The sequence below is a fragment of the Shewanella sp. 10N.286.51.B7 genome (genome assembly GCF_002873615.1).
Classification (GTDB): Bacteria; Pseudomonadota; Gammaproteobacteria; order Enterobacterales; family Shewanellaceae; genus Shewanella; species Shewanella electrodiphila.
This window is the reverse complement of sequence record NZ_MCUF01000032.1, coordinates 13,426-39,133: the sequence shown is the minus strand read 5'-3', so window position 1 is coordinate 39,133 and position 25,708 is coordinate 13,426. Positions and strand designations below refer to the sequence as shown.

The 25,708-nt window shown below is 43.2% G+C and carries 10 protein-coding genes; 8 read left to right on the top strand and 2 right to left on the bottom strand.

Going from position 1 to position 25,708, the window contains the following annotated elements; translation table 11 throughout:
• Nucleotides 1–44: 44 nt before the first annotated feature.
• From BCU84_RS09530 to BCU84_RS09505, 6 genes are all read left to right on the top strand, one after another.
• A complete protein-coding gene (locus tag BCU84_RS09530) occupies nucleotides 45–878 on the top strand; it encodes a helix-turn-helix domain-containing protein (protein WP_102527927.1) in 834 nt (277 codons plus the stop codon).
• Entirely contained in the window at nucleotides 875–9,208 is an 8,334-nt protein-coding gene (locus tag BCU84_RS09525) for a type I polyketide synthase (RefSeq protein WP_102527861.1), read from the top strand. The genes BCU84_RS09530 and BCU84_RS09525 overlap by 4 nt, the downstream gene beginning before the upstream one ends.
• A complete protein-coding gene (locus tag BCU84_RS09520; RefSeq protein ID WP_102527860.1) occupies nucleotides 9,205–11,436 on the top strand; it encodes a PfaB family protein in 2,232 nt (743 codons plus the stop codon). The genes BCU84_RS09525 and BCU84_RS09520 overlap by 4 nt, the downstream gene beginning before the upstream one ends.
• On the top strand, nucleotides 11,433–17,477 hold the full coding sequence (locus BCU84_RS09515) for a beta-ketoacyl synthase N-terminal-like domain-containing protein (protein WP_277868761.1): 6,045 nt from the start codon (nucleotides 11,433–11,435) through the stop codon (nucleotides 17,475–17,477). The genes BCU84_RS09520 and BCU84_RS09515 overlap by 4 nt, the downstream gene beginning before the upstream one ends.
• 10 nt (nucleotides 17,478–17,487) lie before the next feature.
• Nucleotides 17,488–19,116, top strand: coding sequence for an eicosapentaenoate synthase subunit PfaD (gene pfaD, locus BCU84_RS09510; RefSeq protein ID WP_102527858.1), 1,629 nt, complete (start codon nucleotides 17,488–17,490; stop codon nucleotides 19,114–19,116).
• A 191-nt stretch (nucleotides 19,117–19,307) separates the two neighbouring features.
• Nucleotides 19,308–19,565, top strand: a complete 258-nt coding sequence (locus BCU84_RS09505; RefSeq protein ID WP_102527857.1) for a hypothetical protein — start codon at nucleotides 19,308–19,310, stop codon at nucleotides 19,563–19,565.
• Nucleotides 19,566–19,793: 228 nt separating this feature from the next.
• On the opposite strand, the gene BCU84_RS09500 is transcribed toward BCU84_RS09505, so the two are convergent.
• On the bottom strand, nucleotides 19,794–20,420 hold the full coding sequence (locus BCU84_RS09500; protein ID WP_102527856.1) for a hypothetical protein: 627 nt from the start codon (nucleotides 20,418–20,420) through the stop codon (nucleotides 19,794–19,796).
• Nucleotides 20,421–20,433: 13 nt separating this feature from the next.
• Entirely contained in the window at nucleotides 20,434–20,853 is a 420-nt protein-coding gene (locus BCU84_RS09495) for a lysozyme inhibitor LprI family protein (RefSeq protein ID WP_102527855.1), read from the bottom strand.
• Between the two features lie 1,241 nt (nucleotides 20,854–22,094).
• On the opposite strand from BCU84_RS09495, the gene BCU84_RS09490 reads away from it, so the two are divergent.
• Both BCU84_RS09490 and BCU84_RS09485 read left to right on the top strand, forming a co-directional pair.
• Nucleotides 22,095–23,672: a PAS domain-containing methyl-accepting chemotaxis protein gene (locus tag BCU84_RS09490; protein WP_102527854.1), complete on the top strand. Its 1,578-nt coding sequence runs from the start codon at nucleotides 22,095–22,097 to the stop codon at nucleotides 23,670–23,672.
• 334 nt (nucleotides 23,673–24,006) lie between these two features.
• Entirely contained in the window at nucleotides 24,007–25,488 is a 1,482-nt protein-coding gene (locus BCU84_RS09485; protein WP_102527853.1) for a CotH kinase family protein, read from the top strand.
• Nucleotides 25,489–25,708 lie beyond the last annotated feature (220 nt).

Below are 25,708 nucleotides of genomic sequence, written 5' to 3'. Positions count from 1 at the left end.
ATGGCCGTCCTTAAATGACAGCAAACCGACAAGCTAAATCTGCCATGAAAAAACCTGGCAAAAAAGTATCTTCCGATTGTGATGCGGCAAACACACCAGTGCGCCATCGCAATGCAACAACGACACCTGAAATGCGTCAATTCATTCAGACTTCCGAGTTTACTGTCAGCCAGTTAGCTAAAATTCTTAATATTACTGAAGCAACAGTTAGAAAGTGGCGCAAGCGAGACTCAATAAGTGATACACCTAATACCCCACATCATTTAAAAACCACCCTTTCACCAATGGAAGAGTATGTGGTTGTCGGGTTGCGCTATCAATTGAAAATGCCCTTAGATAGGCTGCTAAAAGTCACCCAACAGTTCATCAATGAAAACGTATCTCGCTCTGGTTTAGCCCGTTGTCTTAAACGTTACGGTGTATCCAAACTCGATGAATTTGAAAGCCCTTTTGTACCTGAACGATATTTTAATCAGTTACCTATTGTTCAGGGTACAGATGTAGCGACTTATACCTTAAACCCTGAAACTCTGGCTAACACCCTTGCTCTACCAGAGGCTACGCCCGATAACGTGGTACAAGTGGTTTCATTAACCATTCCACCGCAACTGACACAAGCAGACAGTTATTCAATTTTACTCGGTGTCGATTTTGCAACCGACTGGGTTTATCTCGACATCTATCAAGACAACCACACACAAGCGACCAATCGATATATCGCTTATGTGTTAAAGCACGGACCGTTTCATCTACGTAAGTTACTCGTCAAAAATTACCATACATTTTTAGCTCGTTTTCCTGGTGCAACTGCAGCAGAAAACGCGCCTCAAAATAATAAATCAGCTAAGGATAAGCTGAGTACTGGAGACTCAAAATGAGCCAAACACCTACTAATCCTGAGACGCCCTCTCAAGAAAACAGTCAATCTCAAGATTCGAGATTAAATAAACGCCTTAAAGACATGCCAATTGCCATTGTTGGCATGGCAAGCATTTTTGCAAATTCGCGTTACCTGAATAAATTTTGGGATTTAATCAGTGAAAAAATTGATGCGATTACCGAAGTGCCTGAGTCGCACTGGCGTCCTGAAGATTACTTTGATGCTGATAAATCAACGCCAGATAAAAGCTACTGTAAACGTGGTGGCTTTATTCCAGAAGTGGACTTTAATCCAATGGAGTTTGGCCTGCCACCAAATATTTTAGAACTGACTGATACTTCACAGCTGCTTTCGCTAGTCATTGCCAAAGAAGTGCTTGCAGATGCGGGCGTGACCTCTGAGTACGATACTGACAAAATCGGTATTACGCTGGGTGTGGGTGGCGGTCAAAAGATCAATGCAAGCTTAACGGCGCGCCTGCAATACCCAGTGCTTAAAAAGGTATTTAAAAGCAGCGGCCTAAGTGATGCTGACAGCGATATGCTGATCAAAAAATTCCAAGACCAGTACATTCACTGGGAAGAAAACTCATTCCCAGGCTCACTAGGTAATGTTATTGCAGGTCGTATTGCTAACCGCTTCGATTTAGGCGGCATGAACTGTGTGGTTGACGCTGCATGTGCAGGTTCGCTTGCAGCAATGCGTATGGCATTAACTGAGCTGGTTGAAGGCCGCAGTGAAATGATGATCACTGGTGGTGTGTGTACCGATAACTCACCTTCAATGTACATGAGCTTTTCAAAAACCCCAGCGTTCACGACCAATGAAACGATTCAACCATTTGATATCGATTCAAAAGGCATGATGATTGGTGAAGGTATCGGCATGGTAGCCCTTAAGCGCCTTGAAGATGCAGAACGTGATGGTGACCGTATTTACTCAGTCATTAAAGGTGTTGGCGCTTCATCAGACGGTAAGTTCAAAAGTATTTATGCTCCACGCCCTGAAGGCCAAGCAAAAGCACTAAAACGTGCTTATGATGATGCAGGTTTTGCCCCTGAAACCGTTGGCTTAATTGAAGCACACGGTACAGGCACTGCAGCAGGTGATGTAGCCGAATTCAATGGTCTTAAATCAGTATTTGGTGAAAATGACCCGACCAAACAGCACATTGCGTTAGGTTCGGTTAAATCACAAGTGGGACACACTAAATCTACCGCTGGTACTGCTGGTGTGATTAAAGCTGCGCTTGCACTGCACCACAAAGTGCTGCCGCCAACCATTAACGTCTCAAAGCCAAACCCTAAACTAAACGTTGAAGATTCACCGTTTTTCGTTAATACCGAAACCCGTCCTTGGATGCCTCGCCCTGACGGCACACCACGTCGTGCTGGTATTAGCTCATTTGGTTTTGGTGGCACTAACTTCCACTTAGTCTTGGAAGAATATAGTCCAGAACACAGCCGTGATGACAAATACCGTCAACGCCAAGTGGCTCAAAGCTTATTAATTAGTGCTGATAACAAAGCAGCCTTAATTGCAGAAGTGAATAAGTTAACCGCTGAAATCAGCGCACTTAAAGGTACTGACAATAGCAGTATTGAGCAAGCAGAGCTCACGCGCATTGCCAAGCAATATGCAGTGACTAAAATTGAAGATTCCGCTGCCCGCTTAGGTCTTGTGGTATCAAGCCTTACCGAGCTAACCACTCAGCTTGGTTTAGCGTTAAAGCAACTTAATAACGATTCAGAAGCATGGCAATTGCCATCGGGTACCAGTTACCGCTCATCAGCACTCATCACTGTGACAACTAAGGGTAAAAAAGCGACTAGCGAACCAAAAGTCGCAGCGTTATTTGCCGGCCAAGGCTCGCAATACGTCAACATGGGTATTGAAGTCGCTTGTCATTTCCCTGAAATGCGTCAGCAACTGATCAAAGCCGATAAAGTGTTTGCAAGCTTTGACAAAACACCACTATCACAAGTGATGTTCCCTATTCCTGCTTTTGAAAAAGCAGATAAAGATGCACAAGCGGCATTACTCACCAGCACCGACAATGCGCAAAGTGCTATTGGCGTAGTCAGCATGAGTCAGTATCAGTTACTGAGTCAGGCAGGCTTTAGCGCGGATATGTTTGCAGGTCATAGCTTTGGTGAGCTTTCAGCATTATGTGCCGCTGGGGTAATTTCAAATGATGATTACTATCAGCTTTCATATGCTCGCGGCGCAGCTATGGCTTCATCGGCTATAGATAAAGACGGTAATGAATTAGATAAAGGCACCATGTACGCCATTATCTTGCCAGCTAATGATGCAGATGCTGCAAACAGCGATAACATCGCTAAGTTAGAAACCTGTATTGCTGAATTTGACGGTGTAAAAGTCGCTAATTACAACTCTGCGACTCAGCTTGTTATCGCAGGCCCTACAGAGTCTTGTGCACAAGCAGCTAAAGCCATTAGCACATTAGGCTTTAAAGCCATTGCGCTGCCTGTCTCTGGCGCATTCCATACGCCACTTGTAGGACATGCACAAAAGCCATTCGCTAAAGCCATCGATAAAGCCAAGTTTACTGCCAGCAAGGTTGAATTATTCTCAAATGCCAGCGGTGAAAAACATCCAACGGATGCTAAGTCGATTAAAGCGGCATTTAAACAGCACATGCTACAGTCGGTTCGCTTTACTGATCAGTTAAACAGCATGTATGACGCTGGAGCGCGTGTATTTGTTGAATTCGGGCCTAAAAATATCTTGCAGAAACTGGTTGAAGCCACGCTAGGTAACAAAGCAGAAAGCGTATCAGTGATTAGCATCAACCCCAATCCGAAAGGTAACAGCGATCTGCAGTTACGTATTGCGGCTATGCAACTTAACGTTCTTGGCGCACCGCTAACGGAGGTTGATCCTTATCAAGCAGAAATCGCCGCCCCTGCAGTGCCGAAAGGCATGAACGTCAAGCTAACAGCTTCAAACCATATCAGTGCACCAACCCGCGCTAAAATGGAAAAATCATTAACCACTGGCAAAGTCACTTCACAAATTGTTGAAACTATTGTCGAAAAAGTGGTTGAAGTACCGGTTGAAAAAGTAGTAGAGAAAATCGTGGAAAAAGAAGTCATTAAAACAGAATACGTTGAAGTTGCCGCATCAGGTTCAACTGCAGTGTCTAACGCTGCTGCTCAAGCGCCTCAAAAAATAGCACCTCAAGCTCCAGCACAAAGTGCTCCAGCTTCAGGCAGCTTAGAAGCGTTCTTCAATGCACAACAGCAAGCAGCTGATTTACATCAGCAGTTCTTAGCCATTCCACAGCAATATGGTGACACCTTTACTCATCTAATGGCCGAGCAAAGTAAAATGGCTGCTGCAGGACATGCTATTCCTGAGAGCCTACAACGCTCAATGGAGCTATTCCACCAGCATCAAGCTCAAACACTACAAAGTCATACTTTGTTCCTTGAGCAACAAGCACAGTCAAGCCAAAACGCATTAAGCATGCTGACTGGTCAAGCACCAGTAGCGACAGCGCCTGTTGTTGCAGTTCCTGTTATCAATACTCCTAGAGTTAATGCGCCTATCGCTGCAACTCCAGTGATTACTGCGCCAGCACCAGTCGTTGAAGCTGTAAAAGTAGCCGCTCCAGTACAAGCGCCTGTTTCCAAACCTGCCGCTATGGCTGCTCCAGCGCCACGTATTGAACCAGTAAAAGCACCTGCCCCAATTACAGCTCCTGTCGTTGCGCCGGTAGTTGCAGCAGCGCCTGCAGGTTTAAACGCAGAAACAGTGCTGAACACTATGCTCGAAGTCGTTGCTGAAAAGACCGGTTACCCGACTGAAATGCTTGAATTAAGCATGGATATGGAAGCAGACCTTGGTATCGATTCAATCAAGCGTGTTGAAATTCTAGGAACCGTTCAAGACGAACTACCAACGCTACCAGAGTTAAGCCCTGAAGATTTAGCTGAATGTCGTACACTTGGCGAAATCGTTGATTATATGAACAGTAAGCTACCCGCTGAAGGGACTCAAATAGCAGCTCAAACTGCTGTTGCAGCACCAGCATCAGGTCTTAGCGCAGAAACCGTGCTTAATACAATGCTTGAAGTCGTAGCTGAAAAAACCGGTTACCCAACTGAAATGCTTGAACTGAGCATGGATATGGAAGCAGACCTTGGTATTGATTCAATCAAACGTGTTGAGATTTTAGGTACAGTTCAAGACGAACTACCAACACTGCCAGAATTGAGCCCTGAAGATTTAGCTGAGTGTCGTACCCTTGGCGAAATTGTTTCTTATATGAACTCTAAGCTACCAGCTGAAGACTCTAAACTTCCTACAAGTGCCGCTGAAGCCTCTCAGCTACCAACTGCTGGTTCTGCTCCAGTAGGTTTAAGCGCTGAACAAGTTCAAAGCACCATGATGACTGTGGTTGCTGAAAAGACGGGTTACCCAACTGAAATGCTTGAACTGAGCATGGATATGGAAGCGGATTTAGGTATTGATTCAATCAAGCGTGTTGAAATTTTAGGTACCGTTCAAGATGAACTGCCAACACTGCCAGAATTGAGCCCTGAAGATTTAGCTGAGTGTCGTACCTTAGGCGAAATCGTTTCTTATATGAACTCTAAGCTGCCAGCTGAAGGCTCTAAACTTCCTACAAGTGCCGCTGAAGGCTCTCAGCTACAAACTGCTGGTTCTGCTCCAGTAGGTTTAAGCGCTGAACAAGTTCAAAACACCATGATGACTGTGGTTGCTGAAAAGACGGGTTACCCAACTGAAATGCTTGAGTTGAGCATGGATATGGAAGCGGATTTAGGTATCGACTCAATCAAACGTGTTGAGATTCTAGGTACCGTTCAAGATGAACTACCAACACTGCCAGAACTTAACCCTGAAGATTTAGCTGAGTGTCGTACCCTTGGTGAGATCGTCAGCTACATGAACAGTAAGCTTCCAGCAGTCAGTACAACTACTGTTAATGCACCAGTGACGCCAGCTGCTCCTGTTGCCAATGGTTTATCTGCTGAAACAGCCTTGAGCGCCCCGTCAGGTTTATCTGCAGAGCAAGTTCAAAACACCATGATGACTGTGGTTGCAGAAAAGACCGGTTACCCAACTGAAATGCTTGAGTTAAGCATGGATATGGAAGCGGATTTAGGCATCGACTCAATCAAACGTGTTGAGATTTTAGGTACTGTTCAAGACGAGCTACCAGGCTTGCCAGAGCTTAACCCTGAAGATTTAGCTGAGTGTCGTACACTTGGTGAAATCGTCAGCTACATGAACAGCAAGCTTCTTCCTACAAGTGCAGCCGCAGGCGCTAATACACAGGCCGCAGCAGGCGCTTCTCAAGTAGCAGCTCCAGCAGTTAGTGGTTTATCAGCTGAGACAGCCCTGAGCGCCCCGTCAGGTTTATCTGCAGAGCAAGTTCAAAGCACTATGATGACTGTGGTTGCTGAAAAGACCGGCTACCCAACGGAAATGCTTGAACTAAGCATGGATATGGAAGCGGATTTAGGCATCGACTCAATCAAGCGAGTTGAAATCTTAGGTACTGTTCAAGACGAACTACCTGGCTTACCAGACCTAAACCCTGAAGATTTAGCAGAATGTCGCACTTTAGGCGAAATCGTTAGCTACATGAACAGCAAACTAACGACAAGCAGTGTTGTGAACACTGCAGCATCAACGGCAGCTGCACCAACAGCCACAGCAGATTTAGCAAACGACTTACCTCCTCATCAGGAAGTCGCACTAAAAAAGCTACCAGCGGCGGATAAGTTAGTTGACTGTTTTTCAAAAGACGCATGTATCGTTATCAATGATGACGGTCATAACGCAGGTGTTTTAGCTGAAAAATTAGTAGCAACAGGCCTAACCGTCGCCGTTATTCGTAGCCCTGAATCTGTGACATCTGCGCAATCACCGCTAAGTAGCGATATTGCCAGCTTCACTTTATCAGCGGTTAATGATGATGCAATTAGCGATGTAATAGCTCAAATCAGTAAGCAACATAAGATTGCAGGTTTTGTTCACCTGCAGCCTCAACTCGCAACATCAGGCAACTTACCATTAAGTGATGCTGGATTTATCGCAGTTGAGCAAGCTTTCTTGATGGCAAAACATCTACAAAGTCGTTTTAGCGAATTAGCACAATCACAACGCGTAAGCTTTATGACAGTGAGCCGTATTGATGGTGGTTTTGGTTATTTAAATACCACTGAACTGGCAAAAGCTGAGCTTAACCAGGCTGCTTTATCTGGTCTCACCAAAACCCTCGCCCATGAGTGGCCAAACGTGTTTTGTCGAGCATTAGATATTGCACCAAGTTTTGAAGCTGTTGAGCTTGCTCAAGCAGTGATTGCAGAGCTTTATGATGTTGAAACAAGCATTGCAGAAGTCGGTGTTAGCGACCAAGGTCGTCACACACTCACAGCAACAACAGCGGCGCAAACTCGCTACCAAACAACATCGCTCAATAGTAGTGACACAGTGCTTGTTACTGGCGGCGCAAAAGGCGTGACATTTGAATGCGCCCTAACCCTTGCTAAGCAAACAAAGTCACACTTTATTCTTGCAGGTCGTAGTGAACATTTGGCAGCAAACTTGCCGACTTGGGCACAAAACAAGCAAGCATCTGAGCTGAAAGCTGCGGCAATTAAGTTTATTCAATCACAAGGTGACAAACCAACGCCTAAGCAAATTGATGCCTTAGTTTGGCCGATAACCAGCAGTTTGGAAATTGATCGTTCACTCGCAGCCTTTAAAGCCGTTGGCGCAAGTGCTGAATACATCAGCATGGACGTCAGTTCAGATGCAGCGATTAAACAGTCATTAGCAGGTCTTAAGCCAATTACTGGCATCATTCATGGTGCTGGCGTACTTGCCGATAAACACATTCAAGACAAAACCTTAGCCGAGTTAGGCCGCGTTTATGGCACTAAAGTGTCGGGTTTTGCCGGAATCATCAATGCGATTGATGCTAGCCAACTAAAACTGGTTGCTATGTTCTCATCTGCAGCGGGTTTCTATGGCAATACGGGTCAAAGTGATTACTCAATGTCGAATGAGATCCTTAACAAGACAGCACTTCAACTTGCAGCGAACTACCCGCAAGCAAAAGTGATGAGCTTTAACTGGGGGCCTTGGGACGGCGGTATGGTCAGTTCAGCCTTAAAGAAAATGTTTGTTGAACGCGGCGTATACGTGATTCCACTCGATAAAGGCGCAAACTTGTTTGCTCACAGTCTATTGTCTGAGTCTGGCGTACAGCTATTAATCGGTTCAAGTATGCAAGGTTCAGCATCAACTGAAGGCGCTGCTGTAAAAAAGCTTAATGCGGACTCTTCGCATAATGCCGAGGGTTCGCTGATTCTTTCTTTAAATAATGCTGCAAGTCACCGTGTTGTGAGTAACACGGTGAGTGTTGAACGAGTACTAAATCCTGTTGCAATGCCTTTCATTGAAGATCATTGCATCGCGGGTAATCCGGTACTACCAACAGTGTGCGCCATACAATGGATGCGTGAAACTGCGCAGCAATTGTGTGGCCTGCCTGTATTGGTTCAAGATTATAAGCTGCTAAAAGGCATTATTTTCGAGACTAAAGAGCCACAAGTATTAACGCTGAAACTGACGCAAACTGAATCAGGCTTAACAGCACTGATTGCTAGTCGCATGCAAAGTGATGATGTGGATAGTTTGCTTAGACCTCAGTATCAAGCCAGCCTCCTTGTTAATGAGAAAGTTGTTAATGAGAAGCTCGGAAATGTCGCTGTTTCAGACACGCTACCAACAGTGGCAAAAGACGCCCAACAGTTAGTTGAGTCAGGCAAAATCATCAGCACAGATAGCGAGCTATATAGCAACGGCAGCTTATTCCACGGCCCTCGCCTTCAAGGAATAAAGCAGCTGTTAATTGCCGACGATAAGCAGTTGGTTTGTTCGGTTGAATTACCACAAATTGATGCTAAAGATTGTGCAAGCTTTACGCCGCAAACAGGTTTAGGTGGTAGTCAGGCTTTCGCTGAAGATTTGCTACTGCAAGCCATGTTAGTGTGGGCGCGTATCAAGCATGATGCAGCCAGCTTACCGTCAACTATTGGTGAGTTAACCACTTATGCACCGTTTGCATCAGGTGACAGTGGCTACTTAGTGCTGAATGTGGTTAAAAGTACCAGTCGCTCATTAACGGCTGACATTGCTTTATATCATCAAGATGGCCGTCTAAGTTGTACGATGACAAACGCTAAAACGACAATCAGCAAAAGCTTAAATGAGGCTTTTTTAGCCCCAGCTAAAGCATTAGCTGATTTGCAGGAGTCTGTGTGAGTAATCAAACTCTTTCTGCACAAAAAGTACAGTCTACAACATCAGCAAGTGCGGCTAACATGCGCATCGCGTTAAAGTTAGTGGCGAATGAGTCTTTCTCATTCGCCGCGCAAGCTGAAATGAACAGCTCTGCTTTTGCTGCCATCAAGTCATGTTCTTTAGCTGACAGTATTGGTTTGTCAGCTATCGTGCTTGAAATTGATGTCTCATCGTTAGACGACACATCAGCCCCCGCAAACCAAGCTATCAGTTTTAGTGACTATTTAGCCCAAGCAATTGTTCATATAGAACAACAGCAAAGTGTGCTACTCAGCCACCCTGCTATGCCTTATCGTTTATTAATGATGCCAGCTATTGTTGCTGCTAAGCATCGCTGCCACCCCCATGCTTATTTAACAGGTATGGGCGATGATAGTAATGCAAAAACAGCAACCTCTAAGGCATTATCTCAAGCGAAACGCGCTCATATCAGCCCAATCCAAGTGGATGCGACTCATTGCAACAGCTATAAAGATAAGTTTGCTGAATTGATAACGCTAGTTGGCAACATTGCAGCACGAAGCATGCCTGAAACGCCAGCTAACCTCACTGCAGACAGTTCAACATACTGGTTCAGTGAAATGCATCAAAGCCGCGTGGCTTGCTTCAATATCACTGAAGGCGCTCATCATCATGCAGCTGTGTTAGTTCAAGGAACTGAGCTTGCCCAGGCAAAATCCATGCTGGATGAAAAGCGGATATTTATCCCTTTATCTGCAGATAATTTGCAAGCGTTCAAATTGCAATTAACAGACTTACACGCCCAACTTGATAGCATGAAATCGCAGTCAGATAACATCATGACTTTAATGCTCACTCAGCTTGAAAAGTTTGCTAACAATAACGCGTTATCGGCCGTGATCATGGCGAACTCGGCAGCTGCAGCTTTTACTGAAGCCGAAGCCATGCTATTGGCTGTTGAAACAGCATTAAATAACAACACAACAGAACTCGATTACAAAACGCCGTCTGGGAGCTGTTTACATACTTCATCCCTACAAAAAGATGCGCATAGTGGCGTCTGTTTTGTCTACCCCGGCGTAGGTACTGTTTACCCACAAATGTTTGCTCAATTACCCAGTTACTTTCCAACGCTGTTTTCACAATTAGAACGTGAAGGCGACGTCAAAGCCATGCTGCAAGCAGAAAGCATTTACGCTGAAAATGCCAAAGTATCAGATATGAGCCTAGATAAACTGGCCATTGCTGGTGTCGGTGTGAGTTATATTTTAACTAAGATATTAACCCAGCACTTTGCTATAAAACCAAATTTTGCCATGGGTTACTCTATGGGTGAAGCGTCGATGTGGGCCAGTCTTGATGTGTGGAAAACACCGCACAATATGATTGAAGCTACTCAAACCAATAGCATTTTCACCACCGACATTTCAGGTCGATTAGATTGCGTGCGTCAAGCATGGCAATTGAATCATGATGAAGATATTGTCTGGAATAGTTTTGTGGTTCGCGCTGAGCCAAGCATCATAGAAGCGGCATTAAGTGACTACCCTCGTGCTTATCTCGCCATCGTTCAAGGCGACACCTGCGTACTTGCTGGTTGTGAGCAAAGCTGTAAAGCGCTACTTAAGCAAATAGGTAAACGTGGGATTGCTGCGAATCGTGTTACTGCGATGCACACCCAACCTGCGATGCTAATACGCGACAATGTGCAAACATTTTATCAGCAACCGCTTCATGACCAGGCTGTACTTGATGCACAAGCGGCGCAAATACAATTTATGAGCGCTGCCAGCACTATACCTGTTAGCGTCACCAGCGAAGCAATTGCAGACTCTATTGCTGATACATTCTGCCACCCGCTGAATTTTACGGAATTAGTAAACAATACACGTAAACAAGGCGCCAGTTTATTCGTTGAAATTGGTGCAGACAGACAAACCTGCACCTTAATCGATAAAATTGCCCGCACCACTGAAGCCCCCAATACAGTAATGAATTCAGCATGCCAAGCCATTGCAACTAATGCTAAAGGCGGCGATGACCTAACAGCGCTACTGAAATGTATTGCTCAACTTGTGGCTCACAACGTGCCGTTATCACTCAATTATTTAACTGATGGTTTAACCAACCTTTTGACTACGCAACTTATGAGTGCACAAAAAAGTCAAACTGCGATGAGTCAATCAAACTCTCAGTTAGCCTCACAATTAGAAGGAGAACAATCTTGAGTTCTCAATCGAATACACAACACGCGAGTTTGCCAAAAATTGCGATTGTCGGTTTAGCAACCCAATATCCTGATGCGGATACACCGGCAAAGTTTTGGCAGAATCTATTAGATAAAAAAGACTCTCGCACAACCATTAGCAGCCAAAAACTCAATGCTAACCCTGCTGATTTTACTGGTGTACAAGGTCAGTCAGACCGCTTTTATTGTGATAAAGGCGGTTATATTCAAAACTTCAGTTTTGATGCTAATGGTTACAAAATCCCAGCGGCGCAATTTGACGGCCTTGATGACAGCTTTTTATGGGCAACAGATACTGCCCGCAACGCATTAAATGATGCAGGCATTGATATTACAAACCCACAAAATGCAGCTAGCTTAAGCCGTACAGGGATTGTAATGGGAACCTTATCGTTCCCAACAGCAAAATCGAATGAGTTGTTTGTCCCGCTGTATCACAGCGCGGTAGAAAAAGCCTTACAGCATAAACTGCAGCAAGCTGATTTTACCCTGCAAGCTTTTGACTCTGAAGGCTTTGCAACGCAGGCGACACCGGCCTCGTTATCTAACGGTGCGATTGCTCATAACGCCTCAAAGTTAGTTGCTGACGCGCTGGGTTTAGGCGCTGCGCAATTAAGCCTAGATGCCGCCTGTGCAAGTTCAGTTTACTCGCTAAAACTTGCCTGTGACTACTTGCATACTGGCAAAGCTGACATGATGTTAGCCGGGGCAGTGTCTGGCGCTGACCCATTCTTTATTAACATGGGTTTCTCCATTTTCCACGCCTACCCTGACCATGGTATTTCAGCGCCTTTTGATAGTAATTCCAAAGGGCTTTTTGCTGGTGAGGGCGCAGGTGTTTTAGTGCTAAAACGTCTTGAAGATGCTGAACGCGATGGCGACCATATCTACGCGTTGGTTAGCGGTATTGGATTATCAAATGACGGTAAAGGTCAATTTGTATTAAGCCCGAATAGCGATGGCCAAGTTAAAGCGTTTGAGCGTGCTTATGCTGACGCAGCAATGCACGATGAAAGTGCTGGCTCTGAGCGTTTTGGACCAGACAAAGTGGAAGTGATTGAGTGTCATGCAACAGGCACACCTTTAGGTGATAAAGTTGAACTGACTTCAATGGAGCGCTTTTTCAGTGACAAGCTCAAAGGAAGCAACACGCCGCTCATTGGCTCTGCTAAGTCTAACTTAGGTCATTTGCTGACGGCTGCAGGAATGCCTGGGATCATGAAAATGATCTTTGCTATGCGCCAAGGTATGTTACCGCCAAGTATTAATATTAGCGCGCCGATTGCATCTCCATCGGAGATGTTTGGCCCAGCCACATTACCCAATGATGTATTACCTTGGCCAGACAAAGCTGGCAATAAAGCCCGCCATGCTGGGGTATCGGTTTTTGGTTTTGGTGGCTGTAATGCTCATTTATTGGTTGAGTCTTACTTTGCCAAAAATAATGCTAATAACAGCACTCGCACCCCTTCACATTCAACGACTCATTCAACGACAATCAATGCGCAATTACCTATGCATATTACCGGCATGGCATCGCACTTTGGCTCCCTTAGCACCATTAATGCATTCGCTAATGCTGTTGCAACTCAGCAAAATGCTTTTAGTGCATTACCAGCAAAACGTTGGAAAGGCCTTGATAAACACCCTGAATTATTAAGCCAATTTGGCATTGCAGAAACAGCGACAATGGGCGCTTATATCGACCAGTTTGATTTCGATTTTTTACGTTTCAAAGTGCCGCCGAATGAAGATGACCGCTTGATTTCTCAGCAGCTGTTATTAATGAAAGTGGCAGATGAAGCGATACATGATGCCAAGCTTGAGCCAGGTAGTAAGGTAGCCGTGCTTGTGGCAATGGAAACTGAACTTGAATTGCATCAATTTCGCGGTCGAGTCAATTTGCATACCCAAATAGCAGCAAGCCTTAAGGCCCATGGCGTAAGCTTATCTGATTCTGAATACCAAGCACTTGAAACCATTGCCATGGACAGCGTGTTAGATGCCGCTAAGCTCAACCAATATACCAGTTTCATTGGTAATATTATGGCGTCGCGTATCTCATCGTTATGGGATTTCAATGGCCCAGCCTTTACGATTTCAGCGGGCGAGCAGTCGGTTAATCGCTGTATTGATGTGGCGCAAAACTTATTCTCGATGGAATCTCGTCAAGAGCCATTAGATGCAGTGATTATTGCAGCAGTTGATTTATCTGGCAGCATTGAAAACATGGTGCTAAAAACGGCCAACCTAGCGAAAGCAGGGGCGAAAACAGCTCAGCAGCAAACGCTTAATATTGGTGAAGGTGCTGGTGCAATTGTTCTGCAAACCGCCACACCAAAGACTGTTAATGTCGAGTCGTTAGATTTAATTCATCAAGCCTTAGGCGCAGTAGAATCACCAATCACTGAACATGACACATCAATATTACTGCAAAACAGCTACGGTACAATTAATACGTTAGCCTTTGGTCATAGCGAGCAAGTCAGTAGCATCAGCGATAGCTTGTTAACCCCTGCAGGGTTAGCGGCTGAGCAGATTAATGCCCTTGAGCTTAACCAAGCACCAGATGCACAGGTATTGCCAAATAATATCAGTGCAGTGCAGCAGTTATCGGAAATGTTTAGCCAATCAAGCCCAAGCCAAGCGCAGCAGTGCATTGGCCATACGTTTGCAGCATCGGGTATTGCCAGCTTATTGCATGGCGTTTTATCACTTAAAACAGATTCAACAAGTCAAAACCTTGTTGTAGCCACAATGAGTGAAAACCAATGTTCGCAATTGCTCGTTAGTCAATCAGCGCAGCAATCAACAGCGCTTAAGACCCGAATAAACACAGATATTGGCCAGCAAACCGCCAAAAAACTGAGCTTAGTGAAACAAGTCAGCTTAGGTGGCCGCGATATTTATCAACATATTGTCGATGCACCTTTAGCTGAGTTAGACAGTATTCGCGCTAAAACGGCCAAATTAACGCCAGTAGCTAAAAGCACTCCGTTAACGATGGCCGAGCGTAACCAGTTTATTGCGCCAGCAAATACTGCGACAGCTAACAAAACTCCCCCAAATTCAATGACAACAGAGACTTCTATGCCGTTTTCTGATCGTTCAACCCAGTTTAACCCTAAACCAAGCCAGTCAGCGCCTAAACAAGCCGCTTCGCCTCAAACCGTCATCAGCCAAGTGCCACCTGCACATTTAACTGCGTTTGAGCAAAACCAATGGTCAGCCCATCAAGCTCAGTTAGCATTTTTGAAGAGCCGTGAGCAAGGTTTAAAAGTGGCAGACGCCCTCTTAAAGCAAGAGCTAGCCCATGCGAACGGTCAACCTTATGTTGCCCAATCGATTGCACAAGCTGTTACACCTATCCAAGCAGCAAATGTGTTAGCTCAGCCAGTAGCAACTGCTCCAGTTTTGCGTCCAGATCATGCTAACGTGCCGCCATACACAGCGCCAGTGCCAGCAGATAAGCCATGTATTTGGAATTATGCTGATTTAGTGGAATATGCAGAAGGCGATATTGCCAAAGTATTTGGCCCAGATTACGCTGTGATTGATAACTACTCTCGCCGTGTACGTCTTCCTACAACAGATTACTTATTGGTATCTCGTGTTACTAAGCTCGATGCCACCATGAATCAATACAAGCCATGTAGCATGACAACGGAATACGACATCCCTGAAGATGCGCCGTATTTAGTTGACGGACAAATTCCATGGGCAGTAGCCGTTGAGTCAGGCCAATGCGATTTAATGCTGATCAGCTACTTAGGCATTGATTTTGAAAACAAAGGTGAGCGCGTTTATCGTCTTCTTGATTGTACGTTAACCTTCTTAGATGACTTACCTCGTGGCGGCGATACCTTACGTTACGATATTAAAATCAACAACTTTGCTAAAAATGGCGACACCTTATTATTCTTCTTCTCTTACGAGTGTTTTGTTGGCGATAAGATGATCCTCAAAATGGATGGCGGTTGTGCCGGCTTCTTTACCGATCAAGAGTTGGATGATGGCAAAGGCGTTATTCGCACTGATGATGAAATCAAAATCCGTGAAACAGCATTAAACAACCCGAACAAACCTCGTTTTGAACCACTACTACATTGCGCGCAAACTGAGTTTGATTATGGACAAATCCATCATCTACTGAATGCCGATATTGGTGGTTGTTTTAGTGGTGAACACCACAACCATCAACAAGCTTCGGGTAAACAAGACTCGTTATGTTTCGCTTCAGAAAAGTTCTTGATGATTGAGCAAGTTGGCAACCTGCAAGTTCATGGCGGCGCTTGGGGCTTAGGCTTTATTGAAGGCCACAAAACCTTAGCACCTGATCATTGGTACTTCCCTTGTCATTTCCAAGGTGACCAAGTGATGGCTGGCTCGTTGATGGCAGAAGGCTGTGGCCAATTACTGCAATTCTTTATGTTGCACATCGGCATGCACACCTTAGTTGAAAACGGTCGCTTCCAACCACTTGAAAATGCGTCGCAAAAAGTACGTTGTCGTGGTCAAGTATTGCCGCAACATGGCGAATTAACGTACCGCATGGAAATCACTGAAATTGGTACTCACCCTCGCCCATTTGCAAAAGCAAACATTGATATTTTACTCAATGGTAAAGCGGTAGTTGATTTCCAAAACCTTGGTGTGATGATTAAAGAAGAAGTCGAATGTACCCGTTTCGTCGGCGACACTTCTGAGACAAGTGCTATCATTTCAAGCACAGTCCAAAACAACAATAGCCATAATACGCCTGCATCAGCGAATGCACCGTTAATGGCGCAAGTGCCTGACTTAAGCGCACCAACCAACAAAGGGGTTATCCCACTGCAGCATGTTGAAGCGCCGCTGATCCCTGACTATCCAAACCGCACCCCTGATACGCTGCCGTTCACTGCTTATCACATGTTTGAATTTGCCACAGGCAACATCGAAAACTGTTTTGGCCCTGACTTTAGTATCTACCGCGGCTTTATTCCACCACGTACACCTTGTGGTGACTTACAGTTAACCACTCGTATTATCGATATAGACGGTAAACGTGGTGAACTTAAAAAGCCATCATCATGTATCGCTGAATACGAAGTGCCAACAGATGCATGGTACCTTGCTAAAAACAGCCATGCCTCTGTAATGCCATATTCAGTCCTAATGGAAATCTCACTGCAACCAAACGGCTTTATCTCTGGTTACATGGGCACGACTTTAGGCTTCCCAGGTGAAGAGTTATTCTTCCGTAACCTTGATGGTAGTGGCGAGTTACTCCGCGATGTGGATTTACGCGGTAAAACCATTGTTAACGACTCAAAACTGTTATCTACCGTGATAGCTGGCAGTAACATTATTCAAAGCTTCACCTTTGATTTAAGTGTCGATGGTGAGCCTTTCTACAAAGGCAGCGCGGTATTTGGTTACTTCAAAGGCGATGCACTTAAAAACCAACTGGGTATTGATAATGGCCGCATCACGCAGCCTTGGCATGTTGAAAACAATGTTGCTGCCGATATCACCGTTGATTTACTGGATAAGCAATCTCGCGTATTCCATGCGCCTGCTAATCAGCCACATTACCGTCTAGCCGGTGGTCAGCTTAACTTTATCGACAAAGCTGAAATCGTTGATAAAGGGGGCAAAAATGGTTTAGGTTACTTGTCTGCATCTCGCACCATTGACCCAAGTGATTGGTTCTTCCAGTTCCATTTCCATCAAGATCCTGTGATGCCGGGTTCATTAGGCGTTGAAGCGATTATCGAGTTAATGCAAACTTACGCCATCAGTAAAGACTTAGGTAAAGGTTTCACTAACCCTAAATTTGGTCAGATTTTATCTGACATCAAATGGAAGTACCGTGGCCAAATTAACCCACTGAATAAACAAATGTCGTTAGATGTGCACATCAGTGCAGTTAAAGATGAAAACGGCAAACGCATTATTGTTGGTGACGCAAACCTAAGCAAAGACGGTTTACGTATATACGAAGTTAAAGACATCGCAATCTGTATCGAAGAGGCATAAAGGAATAATAATGACTATAAGCACTCAAAACGAAAAGCTATCTCCATGGCCTTGGCAAGTTGCCCCAAGTGATGCCAGCTTTGACACTGCCACTATCGGTAAAAAATTAAAAGAACTGACTCAAGCTTGTTACCTGATTAATCACCCTGAAAAGGGCTTGGGTGTTTCACAACATGCCCAAGTGATGACTGAAAGTATCAACAGTCAACAAGATTTACCCGTCAGTGCATTTGCCCCTGCATTAGGAACACAAAGTTTAGGCGACAGTAATTTCCGCCGTGTGCATGGGGTTAAATACGCATACTACGCTGGCGCGATGGCAAATGGCATTTCATCAGAAGAGTTAGTGATTGCGTTAGGTCAAGCTGGCATCTTATGCTCGTTTGGCGCAGCAGGATTAATTCCTTCTCGTGTAGAGCAAGCAATTAACCGTATTCAAACTGCGCTACCAAATGGCCCATACATGTTTAACTTAATCCATAGCCCAAGCGAACCCGCGCTTGAGCGTGGCAGTGTTGAACTATTTTTAAAACATAAAGTGCGCACCGTTGAAGCATCAGCATTTTTAGGGCTAACCCCACAAATTGTGTATTATCGCGCAGCGGGTTTAAGCCGTGATAGTCAAGGCGAAGTCGTTATCGCCAACAAGGTTATCGCTAAAGTGAGCCGCACCGAGGTTGCGATTAAATTTATGCAACCAGCCCCAGCTAAAATGCTGCAAAAGCTGGTTGATGAAGGCTTAATTACGCCTGAGCAAATGGAGCTCGCGCAGCTCGTTCCTATGGCTGATGACGTAACCGCTGAAGCAGATTCTGGCGGTCACACAGATAACCGTCCGTTAGTCACCTTACTACCAACAATTTTAGCGCTTAAAGATAAAGTGCAAGCTGAGTATCAGTACAAAACACCTATTCGCGTAGGTTGCGGCGGTGGTGTCGGCACCCCTGATGCGGCACTCGCCACCTTTAACATGGGCGCAGCGTATATCGTTACAGGTTCAATTAACCAAGCTTGTGTTGAAGCTGGAGCCAGTGAACACACTCGTAAACTGCTTGCAACAACAGAAATGGCCGATGTCACCATGGCTCCTGCTGCTGATATGTTTGAAATGGGCGTTAAACTACAAGTAGTTAAACGCGGCACGCTATTCCCAATGCGCGCAAACAAGCTTTATGAAATTTACACCCGTTATGAGTCCATTGAAGCCATACCAGCAGAAGAGCGTGAAAAACTTGAAAAACAAGTCTTCCGTTCAACCCTCGATGAGATTTGGGCAGGCACAGTAGCCCACTTTAACGAGCGCGACCCTAAGCAAATCGAGCGTGCTGAAGGAAACCCGAAGCGTAAAATGGCACTTATCTTCCGTTGGTATTTAGGTCTTTCAAGCCGTTGGTCAAACTCTGGCGAAGTTGGTCGTGAAATGGATTACCAAATTTGGGCAGGCCCTGCACTTGGCGCGTTCAATGAATGGGCAAAAGGCAGCTATTTAGATGATTATACCCAGCGAAATGCGGTAGACTTAGCCAAACACTTGATGCACGGCGCAGCGTACCAAGCTCGCGTTAACTTATTGACTGCTCAAGGCGTACCGCTTCCGGTTGAACTACAACGTTGGAGCCCGCTTGATCAGGTAAAATAACCTGACTGCTAATCCGCAGCTGTTGTTTTACAATATGAGCCAGTTATCAGTTTATAGCAAGTTAACGGTAAGTTAGCGATAAGTCATGTATCAAACAACAAATTGCGTTATCAGCCTATAATTTTGATCTAGGAATAAATAGTCAAGGAATAGGCAGATGATTAGAACAGTAAAGCGAATTAGGTATCAGTATGAGTGAAACACAAAAATTAGATTTTTCAGCGGTCAATGGCACTACGCTTGAGTCATTTAATCAGCAAAAAAATCTGATAAAACGCATGCTAAAAGGCAATAGCGCCCAGTGTAGTGAGTGCAATAAACCACTGACACTGCAACTCCCGCCTAACTCAGCTAAAGCGAAAGTAAGCACAAAACCCCCTGGTATATATTGCGCCAAAGGTTGTACCGATATTGAACTGGATATGGAAGCCGTTGCGTTGATGAAATGATAAGTTGAAATAGTTTACTGAACTAACCTTTTAGTTATTTCAGCTTGATTAAAAAAGGCATCGAAAGATGCCTTTTTTGTTGTCAACTGTTGAAAATAGTCATAGCCAAATATATGTGAATTGCAGATGTTTTATCATTAAAGTTCAACTAATATTTTCTTTTCTATTTAGCGTAATACTAAGCAAGAAAATTAAATCACCCTTATAATTTATATATCCAATTATTACCTAAGGAGTTAAGACTGCGTTAGCTTTAAAGTAATCAATTCGTCTTTGAAATCGATCATTAGGTACACGCTGTAAGCGCCAATTACTTCTATCAGAAAGAGCTTTTAGAAAACCTTTAGAGTCATTTGCAACAACATATTTCTGCAAAAATAAACGAGTGGTACCGGTATAATCACCTCTAAATTTCAGATCAATTAATATCTCTTTGATGGTGCTATCTAACCCCTTCCAGTTACATTGTCCATATTTAGATGTTACATCAGCTTTAGAGCATAAACGCTCAGTTTCTGATTCTTGTTCTTTATAGCTAATGTCAAACAGCTTTAATTGTTGGGTCGTCGTTATTTCAAATTGTTTCAGATTTTTTGAAGTTATAAATAATTTTGCTGACTTACCGAACAAACCCGATGCTTTTGATAATAACAATGCATCTTGCTGTTTTATACCTGAAGATAAGAGATCTCTATTAATTTCAAATGAACTCCTATTTTTCATATCATAACCTCGACCAATAGTCAGGCCAGAAGTCGGACTCGGGACATGCAGTATACGACTATGATAAACCCCCTTTTCAGTTCCCTCTGATTCAAAAGTTACTTTCCCTAGTTTTGGCGGCATTACGCTCATCTCTATTTCCCTTTTAAGGTATATCTAATAGCCATTGTAAATAGCTATTTCGTTCATTAATTTTTGTTTCGAGACAATCACTTAAGATTGAATAATATGCACTACCATCTTTAGAGTCTTTGGTTTCTATGCTACAAGTGGCTTTCATATACTCAGACCAGTAAGTTTGAGACAACTCAATATCCGAAACGACTAAAGCCTGTTGATCATTTAGCAATTTGAGCTCATTTAGAAGGGACTCCATTTTGCTCTTAGCATTTTCTATACTTGCTCTACTACATGTATCCACCTCTTGTTGAGTTTGTTCATTTAAACAATTAATACTCATAAAAGGTTTGTGGATTTCATAATATGAATCATTAGTCGTTTCAACCCCTCCTGGATACGCAGAGAATGGATACATTAAAAATACGAGTGAAAGTAGATAATTCATAATATTCTCTAGAAAAGTTAGTTTGGAACAGATGGCCAATACACCAGTTTAAATCAAGCTTTATAAAATTAAATACTTGTAAGGTTTAATGACATCACTCACTATTGTGATATATACAAACGTAGCAATCTAAATATATATCCAATAAAAGCAGTCACTTATAATGCCAGACATAATAACCATTAACAATTATCCTTAATAGCTATTTTAATCGATAATATATCCAATATAACTATGCATTATCAGACTAGGTAAACGATTAATTAAACTAACCTATAACCAAATACGCTTGCCACAACAATCAATATAGTAAAGCCAACTATCTCCGTTGGAAGTGTCCGAATCAGTTAAGCTATTTGACGTGATCAAAGCAAGTGATGGAGCTTACTGATAAAAGACTTGTAAGACATCTAAGAGCCACAACAAAGACACACCTACTCTTGATTTCAATATAAGCATCCCTATGGGCTTTGTGAAAACAAATAACATCCTTATTAAACGACCAGTTCAGCATCCATTATCTCGTTCAGAGCGTTCACACTGTGAAACTTCGCCATATTTTCGAAGTTCTTGAACGCATCTACACTGAGATTATTATCTCTTCTATTTGACTGAATTCGTGACAATTTAAAGACTTAAAGTTGGCTACAAATGAAGTTAAAAGCAAGATCAATCCCTATCGGGAACCATGTGCTCTTCAGCATTTTTCGTTAGGGAAATTTAGGACTATTTGTAAGCTCAAAATATGAGTGTATTGCTGTTTCAGCCTTCTTGAACTGCTATTTAAAAGAGGAAGCGAAGCCCCACGACATTGTTTAAGGCTTCGACTCAAATTTATGTTCAAATTTCGCAAACAATCGCTAACTAGAGCAGTTAATAAATTTAAGAGTAAAACCTTGTTCCCTCCTCAAATTGCGAATGTGAATAGTTTTAACCTTTAAATTTCCGTTTTACACTCTATTGCTGAGTTTCAAGCTTCAATATTTATTGACCACTACACATCGACTCCAACACCAACACCAACAAAGCGTTGCTATTAATGCTTCGTTATAAGTGCTTTTATAAGAGCTTTTATAAGAGCTTTTATAACTGCCTTGTCATATACGGTTTGTAACAAATCAGCACTATGTCGCACTTTTGCTAACAAAAATAATGCGTTAACAAATATTTGACCTATATCAACAATAAATAACATTAGCTAAGGCAAACTAACTCATTCTTTTTTATGTGGTTATATTTCTATGAGTCATAACAAGGCCAACAACAATATTGAACAACCCCTTACTGATGATTGTATTTTACTTTCTACCACTGACTTAAATGGAAATATAAAGTACGCCAATAAAGCTTTTGCCGATATTTCAGAATTCAGTGCAGACGAATTACATGGAAAGCCCCATAATATTGTTCGCCATCCTGATATGCCCAAAGCCGCCTTCAAGTCCCTGTGGGATAATGTAAAAGAAGGTAAACCATGGTGTGGCATTGTTAAAAATAAAACCAAAACGGGTAAGTTCTACTGGGTGAACGCCTATATATCACCCGTTTACGAAAATGGCCGCTTACATGAACTTCAATCTATTCGTCGTAAACCAAGCCGTGAACATATCGCTACAGCTGAAAAAATTTATCAACAACTCAATGACGGTAAGCAACCAGCTGAACTCAGCCCTCCTCTATTTAGTTTTACTGGTGCACTGTGTTTATGGGCTGTATTTATCTCATTAATCGCTGCTGTCGCGCCCTTAGTTATGCCAATGCTTGTTGCTGCTATTTTTATTCCAATTCTTGCTGGTATTGGGATTTATTTCCTCACTCGACCATTAAAAGAGCTTGAAAACAAAGCAACCCAAATTATTGATGATCCGATTGCTTGTGGTGTTTTTTCTTCAAACCAAAACGAGTTAGGAAAAATTGATTTAGCTTTAAATTATTTAATTACTGAAATGGGTGGCGTGGTTGGTCGTATGGCTGATTCAGCCTCGTCAATCAGTGAAGAAAGCCAGCAACTCAATGACACGATTATTCAGACACGCGAGCGAGTGCAAGAGCAAACCCAACAAACCAGCCAAGCTGCCACGGCGATGGAAGAAATGACCACCAGCTTTGCAGAAGTGAATGACAATACGCACAATACCGCCCAAGAAATTACCACTAGCCAGGAAGCTGCTAACCTAGGCCATAACAGCATGGTGAAAGTGGTTAACTCAATTGGTGAGCTCAGAAAAGAAGTGGTTCAATTTTCAACTGTGGTTAACACCATCGAGCGCGACAGTAAATCTATTGCTAGCGTGTTGAGCGAAATCAAAGGCATTGCAGAACAAACCAACCTGCTTGCACTCAATGCAGCGATTGAAGCAGCAAGGGCAGGAGAAAGCGGCAGGGGCTTTGCGGTGGTTGCCGATGAAGTAAGACAATTATCGATTCGCACCAGTGAATCCACTGCAGAAATTGAACATATCGTGGCTAATTTCCAACAAAGCACTCAAAAAGCCACCCAAGCAATGGAAGCAGGTCAGCGCCAAGTTGATATTTCTGTATCACTAGCAGAAGAGGCCGATGGTGCTTTTGACCAGCTTTTATCATCGATTAATAGCATTCAAGATATGGCAGCGCTCAACGCAGCAGCAATGAGCCAGCAAACTCTAGTAGCGGAAGATATTAGTCGTTCGATTCAACAAATTGATGAGCTTTCAAACCAAAGTCTAATCCAAACCGAAGATACGCAGAACAAATGTGAACAAATGGGACGACTGGCCAATAAAACCAGCCACCTTTCAAAGCAATTTTGGAAGCAAACTATTGAGCGGACTAAGTAACCTGAATTCGGGATAAGTAAAAACAGCCAAATATGAAAACCGCAATAACACGATTTTGTTTATTGTTATTGCGGTTCTCACCTTAAAATCACACACTTAAAATTACACGATTACACGAATACACTTAAAAGTATCGCTTACACTCATCATATAAAGTCATCGCTTAAAGTCGCATTTAGCAAGCCTTAGTCACCTGCATCAAATATCTAACACCTTAAATCCATGCTAACTCCTCAGTTTCTGCTCACTCTTTGCACACTCTTTAATTAAGCTATTCATTCGGCATCTTACCCAATGGTAATGGTTTCGAGTGGCTCGATTACAGGAGAGAATTATGTCCACACTAGATCGTTTTTTCGACGTTAATACCCCAAATAACAAACCATATTTATCTATTTCTATTGTGCTGTTGAGCAGCTTACTTTTGTTCACAGGTTGTGGCAGTAGTGATGATGACAGCACCAGTGAAGATACAGTCATCATAGTACCTGAAGAGACTGTAACCCCAGTTATCGATTACGATTCTGATTTCGAAGCAACCGATTGGACAGAAGCCACACACACCAAAGATGTCGATCCTAATTTTGACGAAGTGTTTGACGATACCCAAGTAAAACGCCTCGATTTTGTGGTCACCGAAGCTAACTGGCAAAGCATGCTAGATGACATGACAGCTCTTTACGGCACTTTTGGTCAATCAACGTCAAACAATGGCTTAACAGATACTGATGAAGACCCAATATTTGTCCCCGCCGAAGTATTTTATAACGACACTCAATGGTACCGAGTTGGGATAAGATTCAAGGGAAATTCTTCACTGCAAACCAGTTGGCAACAAGGAATTTTAAAACTCTCGTTCAAGTTGGATTTTGATGAGTACGAAGATGACTATCCGCAAATTGATAACCAACGCTTTTATGGTTTCAAAAAATTTAGTCTTAAAAACAACTATAGCGACCCTTCTTTCGTGCGTGAAAAAGTCGCGGCTGATGTGTTCTACGATGCAGGACTTGCAGTGTCGCACACCGCATTTTATACCCTCTATGTTGACCATGGTGACGGCCCTGAATACTTTGGATTGTATACCTTAGTTGAAGAAGTTGACGGCGAAGTTCTCGACACACAATTTAGCAGTGATGATGGTAATCTCTATAAGCCTGAAGACGATGGTGCCACGTTTGCATATGGCAGTTTTGACGAAGAGAGCTTTGAGAAAAAAACCAATGAAGATGATGCTGATTGGTCTGATATCCAAGCATTATTCAGTGCATTACACGATGATACGGCCACCAGCGACCCACAAACTTGGCGGGCTAATTTAGAGGCAGTATTTAATGTTGATGCATATCTTAACTACTTAGCTGTTAATGGCATTATTCAAAACTGGGACTCTTATGGCGTTATGCCACACAACTATTATTTATATAATAACCCTGAAACGTCGCAACTCACTTGGATCCCTTGGGATCATAACGAAACTCTTCAAGATGGAAAAATGGGCGGCGCATTAGCGCTAGACTTCTCTGACTTAAATTCAGCAGATTGGCCACTCATTGGCAATATTTATGCGGATGAGGAATACAAAAATCGTTACAACGAGTACCTGCTTTCAGTGTCACAAACAGCATTCGAAACCAATCAAATACAAGCAAAGTATCAAGACTACCAAGCGTTAATTGAACCTTATGCGACATCTGAGCGGTCGGGGTATTCATTCTTAAACAACAGTAATGAATTTTACCAAGCGATAGATGAATTAATTTCTCATGTAGAAGAACGTAATGATGCCGTTGAGCAATATTTGGATAATCAATAAGCGATAGAATAGATCAACATTGATTTAAGTTTATAGCAAAGGGATTAACACCAAAGCGGGTTTAAAACCAAGTCGCGTTAAACCTAATCGCCTTAAACAAACGCCTTAAACAAACGCCTTGAACTAAAGCTACTTAAACAAGCGCCTTAAACAAGAGTGACTTAGACTAAAGCAATTTAAACCAAAGCAATTTAAATAAGAGTAACTTAAACAAGAGCGC